This is a genomic window from Oribacterium sp., from assembly GCF_057249185.1.
Window position 1 is genome coordinate 1 of sequence record NZ_DBHIGR010000096.1, and the last position, 8,388, is coordinate 8,388.

7 protein-coding genes are annotated in these 8,388 nt (G+C 45.0%); 1 reads left to right on the forward strand and 6 read right to left on the reverse strand.

The window, feature by feature from the left end:
* Positions 1 to 188 precede the first annotated feature (188 nt).
* From ACO4PX_RS06515 to ACO4PX_RS06540, 6 genes are all read right to left on the reverse strand, one after another.
* A complete protein-coding gene (locus ACO4PX_RS06515; protein ID WP_485572033.1) occupies positions 189 to 1,430 on the reverse strand; it encodes an NAD(P)-dependent oxidoreductase in 1,242 nt (413 codons plus the stop codon).
* 370 nt (positions 1,431 to 1,800) lie between these two features.
* Entirely contained in the window at positions 1,801 to 2,739 is a 939-nt protein-coding gene (arcC, locus tag ACO4PX_RS06520; protein ID WP_308580293.1) for a carbamate kinase, read from the reverse strand.
* A 197-nt stretch (positions 2,740 to 2,936) separates the two neighbouring features.
* Entirely contained in the window at positions 2,937 to 4,142 is a 1,206-nt protein-coding gene (gene ygeW / locus ACO4PX_RS06525; RefSeq protein ID WP_314637192.1) for a knotted carbamoyltransferase YgeW, read from the reverse strand.
* 126 nt (positions 4,143 to 4,268) lie between these two features.
* The gene (locus ACO4PX_RS06530; RefSeq protein WP_485572034.1) at positions 4,269 to 5,597 is read right to left on the reverse strand and encodes a YgeY family selenium metabolism-linked hydrolase; all 1,329 of its coding nucleotides are present in this window, start codon (positions 5,595 to 5,597) and stop codon (positions 4,269 to 4,271) included.
* A gap of 82 nt (positions 5,598 to 5,679) precedes the next feature.
* Positions 5,680 to 6,873 carry a diaminopropionate ammonia-lyase gene (gene dpaL / locus ACO4PX_RS06535; RefSeq protein WP_304070480.1) on the reverse strand — a complete coding sequence of 398 codons (1,194 nt, stop codon included), beginning with the start codon at positions 6,871 to 6,873 and terminating at the stop codon, positions 5,680 to 5,682.
* Between the two features lie 32 nt (positions 6,874 to 6,905).
* The gene (locus ACO4PX_RS06540) at positions 6,906 to 7,553 is read right to left on the reverse strand and encodes a helix-turn-helix transcriptional regulator (RefSeq protein ID WP_308580291.1); all 648 of its coding nucleotides are present in this window, start codon (positions 7,551 to 7,553) and stop codon (positions 6,906 to 6,908) included.
* 304 nt (positions 7,554 to 7,857) lie between these two features.
* Between ACO4PX_RS06540 and ACO4PX_RS06545 the strand changes: the two genes are divergently transcribed.
* Positions 7,858 to 8,388 (forward strand): amidohydrolase family protein (locus tag ACO4PX_RS06545; protein WP_485572035.1); only part of this gene is annotated, 531 nt, incomplete at its 3' end.

Here is an 8,388-nt window from a genome sequence, read left to right on the forward strand (position 1 = left end):
AATTTTCGGCAATATAGGTCTGAATACGGGGTAGTCTGAGCCCGTCGGTACTTGCGAAAAACAAGTGAAACGAAGTTTTTCGCTTAGTATCCGCTACGAGGCGAAGCTAGCGAGAGCGTGCCCCAATTTCAGACCTATATTGCTTAGAAAATTTATTTTTACAGTCCTTTTTTGATTTTACCCTTAAACTAGGAAGCACTTTCTGCGGCAGTTTTCGTCATATTCTTCTTTGCTTCACAGTAGGCTTCCATTTCCTCCGCTACAATCTTTGCCTGATGCACCGCTTCCACTACAGTTTTGGCACCGGTTACCACGTCTCCGGAAGCAAAAGTTCCTTCCTTCGTCGTATGCCCCTTCTCATCCGTAAGCAGTAAGCCTAAGTTGTTGGTCTCCAAATCTGTAGTGTTGGAAACAATGTTGGCTCTGGGGTTCTGGCTGATGGCTACGATAATGCTGTCTGCCTTAAAGAAGACTTCTTCTTCCGGCTGTCCCTCTTCCTGCTTCTTCAGGATAATGCCCTCGTCCGTAATTTCCACCGGAGAGTGATGAAGCAGAAATTCTACGCCATCCTCCTCCGCCTCAGCGATTTCCTTCTTGCTGGCAGTCATATTTTCCATGCCCTTACGGTAAATGATGGTGGCTCTGGAGCCGCTTCTTTTTGCAGTTCTGGCAGCATCCATGGCCACATTTCCCGCACCGATGATAGCAACATTTTCTCCTAAATGATATGTCTCCGGAGACTTTAAGTAGTCAATGGCAAAATGCACATTTCCAAAGCTTTCTCCCTTGATGCCCATGGTTCTCGGATTCCATACACCGGTACCGATGAAGGCTGCGGCATAACCGTCCTCAAAAAGCTTATCCAGAGAAAGCACCGGTCCGATCAGGATGTTGGGACGAATCTTTACCCCCAGATCCAGCAAATGCTTTTCCAGGAGATCAATGATATATTTCGGAAGACGATACTCCGGAATGCCGTAACGAAGTACACCGCCGATTCTGTTTCGAGACTCGAAAATGGTTACCTTGTAGCCCTTTCTTTGCATCAGAAGAGCAATGGTAATTCCGGCAGGGCCACCACCGATTACCGCAATACGCTCCTTATTCTCCGCACCCTTTTCAAAATGGAGTTCTTCCAGATATTTTAAAGAAATCTCCTCTTCCATCTTATAGAAGGGAATAGGAATCCCCTTCACTCCCCGAATACAATTTCCCTCACACTGCTTCTCATGTTCACAGACCAAAGCGCAGATGGCGGAAAGAGGGTTATTCTCGAAAAGAATTTCTCCCGCCTTCTTCAACTCTCCCTGCTTATACAACGCAATAACCTCCGGAATAGAGGTATTTACAGGACAATGCTTGGAGCATCGTGGATTCTTACATAACAAACAACGATTGGCTTCTTCCATTAAAAATGTGTTCTGACTCATCTTCCCTCCCTTAACCCTTACTCTAGCGTCTCGGTTTCATGGTTTACGCTAAACTCTCACTTTACATACTTATCCTAAGTTCTTAGTCAAAAGGCTTAGTCCCATAATCTACTCAAAAGCCTTAGTCTAACTCTCTTTTTAGAAGAAAAATTCTACCACAGTTTATTATCGACCATTGTTTATTTCTACATTCATAGTTCTAAAATTTTCATAATGAAACAAAAAAGGAGCTGTAAAAATCAATTTAAATATAATTTTTCGGCAATATAGGTCTAATGCGGGGTAGTTTGAGTCCGCATTCAGACCTATATTACTTAGAAAAATTTATTGATTTTTTACATCTCCTTGACTTTCAGTTGAAAGCTTCTTCTTACTTCTTGGTAATCTTGGTTCCTGTCTTACCCTGTAATGCTTCTCTTGCCTTCTCCAAAAGGGTAATCATAGCTTCATTTCCCTTCTTAGCGGAAGCGAACTGGATAGCAGCCTGTACCTTTGGAAGCATGGATCCGGGAGCGAACTCGCCCTGGTCTGCATACTTCTGAGCCTCTTCTACGGAAAGGTCTGTTAACCACTCCTGATCCGGCTTACCGTAACGGATAGCAACCTTCTCTACAGCAGTCAAGATAATCAGCATATCTGCTTCCAAACTCTCTGCCAAAAGGGCTGCCGCGAAGTCCTTATCGATAACCGCAGCGGCTCCGGCAAGGTGCTTTCCTTCAGAAACCACGGGAACTCCGCCACCACCGCAGCAGATTACCAGCTCTCCCGCATCGGACATAGCCTTAATTGCGGAAAGCTCTACAATCTCCTTTGGCTTTGGAGAAGCAACTACACGACGATATCCACGTCCTGCATCTTCCTTAATATTCCAGCCTCTCTTCTGTGCCTCAGCCTCAGCCTCTTCCTTAGTCATAAAACGACCGATTGGCTTGGTAGGATTCTGGAAAGCAGGGTCATCCTTATCTACACGAACCTGAGTTACTACGGTTACTACTGGAGGTACCTTTCCTCCTCTGTTCAAGAATTCCTCTCTCAAGGCATTCTGGATATCATAACCGATGTACGCCTGGCTCATGGCTACACATACGGAAAGAGGAGTCGGATCTTCATTATGCTCGGAAGCAAACTCTCCCATAGCATTGTTGATAACACCAACCTGAGGACCGTTTCCGTGAACAACTACTACTTCATTTCCGTCTTCTACAAGATCAACGATAGCCTTTGCGGTGGTCTTTACGGCTACCATCTGCTCCGGCAAATTATTTCCCAGGGCATTTCCCCCTAAGGCGATAACAATTTTCTTTCCCATAATTATTCTCCAATAAAAATTTTTACTCCTGAAACAGGAAAAATAGGCTTTTCAAATCCTTTGTAAGGGAAGAATAGCGCCCCGAATAAATCGGGACGCTATATCATTCTCCCTCTAAGCGTTTATTCTTAACGAGTATCGCACGCGTAGTGTGCGATATCTCGTTTTGCTTCAAAGGTTCTATCTGTCTGCATAAATTATGCTTCGAAGATTCTATCCTGTCCGCGCTTCTGTAACTCCTCTAATACCTTTGCAGGATCCTTGAACTTCTCAAGAAGGATCATAGCTGCGATAACGTATGGCTTGTAAGAAGCCTCCTTGTAAAGTGGGTCTCTGTAACGATCGAATACAGTTGCGTCAACCTCACCTTCCTTGCAGGATACGCCGGTGATATCAGCAGGTAAGCAGTGCATGTAAAGAGCCTTTCCGTCCTTGGTCAGCTTCATCATCTCTTCTGTACAAGCCCAATCCTTGTGCTGAGCGTTCTGTGCAAGAAGCTCCTTCTCAAGAGCCTTGATGCCCTCTGTGTCTCCCTCACCGTAAAGGTTGGTTCTCTTCTCCATAGCTGCGAATGGAGCCCAAGACTTTGGATATACGATGTCAGCATCCTTGAATGCTTCCTTCATATCATTAGTAACCTTGAAAGATCCGCCGGACTCCTTAGCATTCTTCTCTGCTACGTCTACAACGTCCTTCATTACATCATATCCTTCCGGATGAGCAAGAACTACTTCCATACCAAGTCTTGTGAAAAGACCGATTACACCCTGAGGTACGGAAAGTGGCTTTCCGTAAGAAGGAGAGTATGCCCAAGTCATAGCCAGCTTCTTACCCTTTAAGTTCTCGATTCCGCCCATCTCGTGGATTACGTGTAAAGCGTCAGCCATACACTGTGTCGGGTGGTCGATATCACACTGTAAGTTAACCAGAGTAGGTCTCTGCTCTAAAACGCCGTCCTTGTGTCCTGCCTCAACAGAATCAGCAACCTCGTGCATGTAAGCATTTCCCTTACCGATGTACATATCATCACGGATACCGATAACATCAGCCATGAAAGAAATCATGTTAGCGGTCTCACGAACGGTCTCACCGTGAGCAACCTGAGACTTTCCTTCATCCAGGTCCTGAACCTCTAATCCAAGAAGGTTACAAGCGGAAGCGAAGGAGAAACGAGTTCTTGTGGAATTATCACGGAATAAAGAAATTCCTAAACCGGAATCAAAAACCTTTGTGGAGATGTTTCTCTCTCTTAAGTTTCTGAGTGCATCTGCAACATCCCATACTGCCTTTAACTCATCATCAGACTTTTCCCATGTAAGGAAGAAATCGTTTAAGTACATCTTGTCAGTCTTAAGTCCCTTAATTTCCTTTACTAACTCTTCAAACTGCTGCTTCTTATCCATTTTAATCTCCTTTAAAAATGTGTTTATCCGATAAAGCCCCATGGCTTAATCTTTATTCTTATTTTGCACCTCTACTCCGGACTTGCCGAAAAGTATAGTACTGATTTGCACTTTAGACTCTAAAGCTTAGTCACAGTAGTACTGTGGAAGAGCTGCGTAGAATGCTGCACAGGTTACCAAGTCCTTCTTCCATGTGATTTCGTTTGGTGCGTGAGCCTGAGCCTCTGCTCCGGGTCCGAATCCGATAACAGGAATTCCGTTTCTTCCCATGATGGAAACACCGTTTGTAGAGAAAGTCCACTTATCAAGAAGAGGTCTTGGCTCTCTCTCAGCCACTGTATCCACTTCACCGATTCTCTTCTCACCGAAAAGATCCTTGTAAGCAGCAACGGAGGAAGTACATAACTTGTGATCCTCTGGAAGTACCCATGTTGGGAAGTAGCACTCGATTGGGTATACGCAACCTGTGAAGGAAGGACGATCATAGTTGTACATAGAAACAACTACATCCTGACCGTACTTCTGAACTGCAGGAAGCTGTCTGATTTCCTCAAGGCAAGACTCCCAAGTCTCTCCGGCTGTCATTCTTCTATCTAAAGATACAGCACAGCTATCTGCTACTGCACAACGAGAAGGAGATGTGAAGAAGATCTCGGAAGCGGTAACAGTTCCTCTTCCTAAGAAACGAGCCTCTTTCCACTGCTCATTGTACTTTGGATTTAACATCTTAACCAATCCGCGGATATCGGTAGACTCTGTGTCTCCGTTGTTGTTCAATGCACGAACGTCGGAAAGGATATCAGCCATCTTATAGATTGCATTGTCTCCTCTCTCAGGAGCGGAACCGTGGCAGGAAACACCCTTCACGTCAATGCGGATCTCCATACGTCCTCTCTGTCCTCTGTATAATCCACCGTCTGTAGGCTCTGTGGATACAACGAACTCAGGACGAATCTTGTCTTCGTTGATGATGTACTGCCAGCAAAGACCGTCACAGTCCTCTTCCTGAACAGTTCCCACTACCATAACACGGTACTTATCGTTCAGAAGTCCCATGTCCTTCATGATCTTAGCGGCATATACTGCAGAAACAGGTCCGCCAAGCTGGTCGGAAACACCTCTTCCACCGATCTTGGTGTCATCCTCGTATCCCTCGTATGGATCGAAGTTCCAGTTTGCTCTGTTTCCGATTCCTACGGTATCGATGTGTCCGTCGAAGCAGATCAGGGTCTTTCCTGTTCCCATGAATCCCATTACGTTACCCTGTGGGTCAACCTTAACTTCGTCAAAGCCAAGCTTCTCCATCTCGTTCTTGATGGTCTCAACGTGCTTTGCCTCGTCAGCAGACTCTCCGGGGTTCTTTACGATTGCTCTTAAAAAAGCAGTCATATCAGCCTTATAGCCTTCTGCTCTCTTCTTAATCTCTTCTAAAACTTCCTTACTTAACTGTCCCATAGTATTTTTCCTCCTTAGTATATGTAAGCCTGTACTATACAGGGTGTAGCACTATTTTTTATTTTGCAAATGAAGTGATTTCTTACTTCTCTTTTGCTTCCCAGATGATGTTCTTCCAACGCTCAGGGTCTGTATCTCCCTCGGTATTGAAGCAAAGCACCTTACTGTTCTCGTTAAGCTGTAACTTCTCTCTTAAATCCTTGAAGTCATCCTGCAACATGATGGCAGCCAATGCACCGAAGCCTGCTGCACCGGACTCTCCGGAAAATACCTGATCGTCTCCCTTTAACGGAGCGTTCAACATTCTCATTCCTCTTGCAGCAACGATATCCTCTGCAGAGATAAATGCCTTTGCATGATTCTTTAAGATATCCCAAGAAGTAATGTTTGGCTCTCCACAAGCAAGTCCTGCCATAATGGTAATCATGTCTCCGTCTACAATGCGGATGTTTCCGTCATTTGCCACAGCACCCTTGTAAAGACAATCTGCAACGGAAGCCTCAACCACAACCATAATAGGTGGGTTCTCCTTGTAACGATTAGCGAAGTATCCAACTACAGCACCTGCCAGAGAACCTACGCCAGCCTGTACGAATACGTGGGTGGGTCTTTCTCCCAGCTGGTCGGCAGCCTCATCCGCCATGGTTCCATAACCTTCCATAATCCATGCAGGAATCTTCTCATAGCCTTCCCAAGCTGTATCCTGTACTACGATTCCGTGCTCTTCCTTCTCCGCAAGTGCTGCAGCCTGTCTTACACACTCGTCATAGTTTACATCGGAAATCCATGCCTTGGCATTCTCAGCCTTAATGTGGTTCAAACGGGTCTCTGTAGAGCCCTTCGGCATGATGATTACACAGTTCTGTCTTAACTTATTAGCCGCCCAGGCTACTCCTCTTCCGTGGTTTCCGTCGGTAGCGGAGAAGAAGGTTGCTGTTCCGAACTCTTCCTTTAACTTCTCGGAGGTTAAAACATTGTAGGGAAGCTCGGAAATATCCTTTCCGGTTTCCTCGGCAATGTAACGAGCGATAGCGTAGGAACCGCCTAATACCTTGAAGGCATTTAAGCCGAAACGATAGGACTCATCCTTCACGTAGATGTTTCCCAGGCCAAGATATTTTGCCATATTGGGAAGCTTGCAAAGAGGGGTCTCAGAGTACTGAGGGAAGCTCTCGTGGAAGGTTCTTGCCTTCTTTACTTCTTCCATAGACATAAGAGGAAGATTCTTGTCCTCTGTCTTTGGCATTTCATTAATTTTCCATTTTAAATCCTGCATGGCTATTCCTCCTTTTTTTCGCCACTATACTGTTACTTTTTGCTTTGGTCAATATAGCTGTATAAAGTAAATTTGCTGATGCCATAGAAATTGGAAACCTTGTCTCCCGACTTGGTAATCAGGAAGGCTCCCGCGTCCCGTAAGAACTGGATGGCTTGGATTTTTTCTTCCTTATTCATCAGAGCCGGCGGCTTTCCAATCCGCTTCACGCTTTGATTAATCAGGTTGTCCAAAAGGTCATTCACGTTCAAAGGAATCTGTCCGTCCCCGTTACTGTCATGGCTCTCCACCGTGGTGATGGACTGTAATGCCGCATCCACATTCATCAGTGCGGTTACATCATAGTTGATGCCCAGAACCCAGCGGTATTTTCCGGTGCTGTCCTTCAGGAAAACTGTAGAGGACTTTAGGATTCTGCCGTCCTGGGTAGTAGTACGATAGCCCAGATGGTCCACAATGATGTCTCCCTTTTCTATCGCTTCCAGGGTTTCCAGTACCACCTTTGAGGCGCCGTCCCCTATCTTTCTTCCGCTCACATGTCCGTTGATGATGAAAATGATGGTATGTTCCAAATCCTTTACGGAAAGGTCATGGATACAAACCTCGCAATCCTTTCCGAACTGTCTGGCTATTCCATGGGCCGTACTGACAAGCATTTCCAAGCTGCTATCCTCTACCATTTTCCCTCCTTTCTACCTGAATTGGTGCTTTCAAAATCCATCGAAATACGCTACCTAAAAATTTTTTATGCACCCCTATCTTAACACGGTTTTTTTACTTTGCAATGGTTTTTTCAAAAAATTTTTTAGCTTCCAAAATTTTTTTCTGTTCTCCATTGCATTTGTTTTCAGGGAATGATAAAATCCTATCAAATCTGTTTTTCCCTAGAATTTTCAAGGCTTTACAGCGATTTTTTTAGGAAAAACTGTATACAATTTTTCGCACTGAGCCAAGGGCTCTTAGAAAGAAAAGGAGGATTGAGCTATGTTTTTAATCGGAAATGGACGTCTTTTCACCAGAGACGAAAAGAACAGCTTTTTCGAGAATGGCGCAGTAGTTTGGGAAGACAACACTATTGTAGAAGTAGGAGATTTTGAGACATTAAAGAAAAAATACGCAGACGCGGAATTTATTGATGCAAAGGGTGGTGTGATTCACCCGGCTTTTATCAATACCCATGAGCACATCTACTCTGCTTTGGCAAGAGGCTTATCCATCAAGGGTTATGCTCCTAACGGATTCTTAGAGATTTTGGACGGACTTTGGTGGACTATTGACCGGAATCTGGACAACGACTTAACCAAACTTTCCGCAGAAGCCACCTATTTAGAATGTATCAAGAACGGAGTAACTACCATCTTCGATCACCACGCTTCCTTCGGAGAGATTTCCGGATCCCTTTTCGCCATCGAAGAGGCTGCCAGAGACTTCGGCGTGCGTTCCGTTCTTTGCTATGAGATTTCCGATCGTGACGGCAAGGAAAAGGCACATGCCGCTATTAAGGAAAATGTTGAC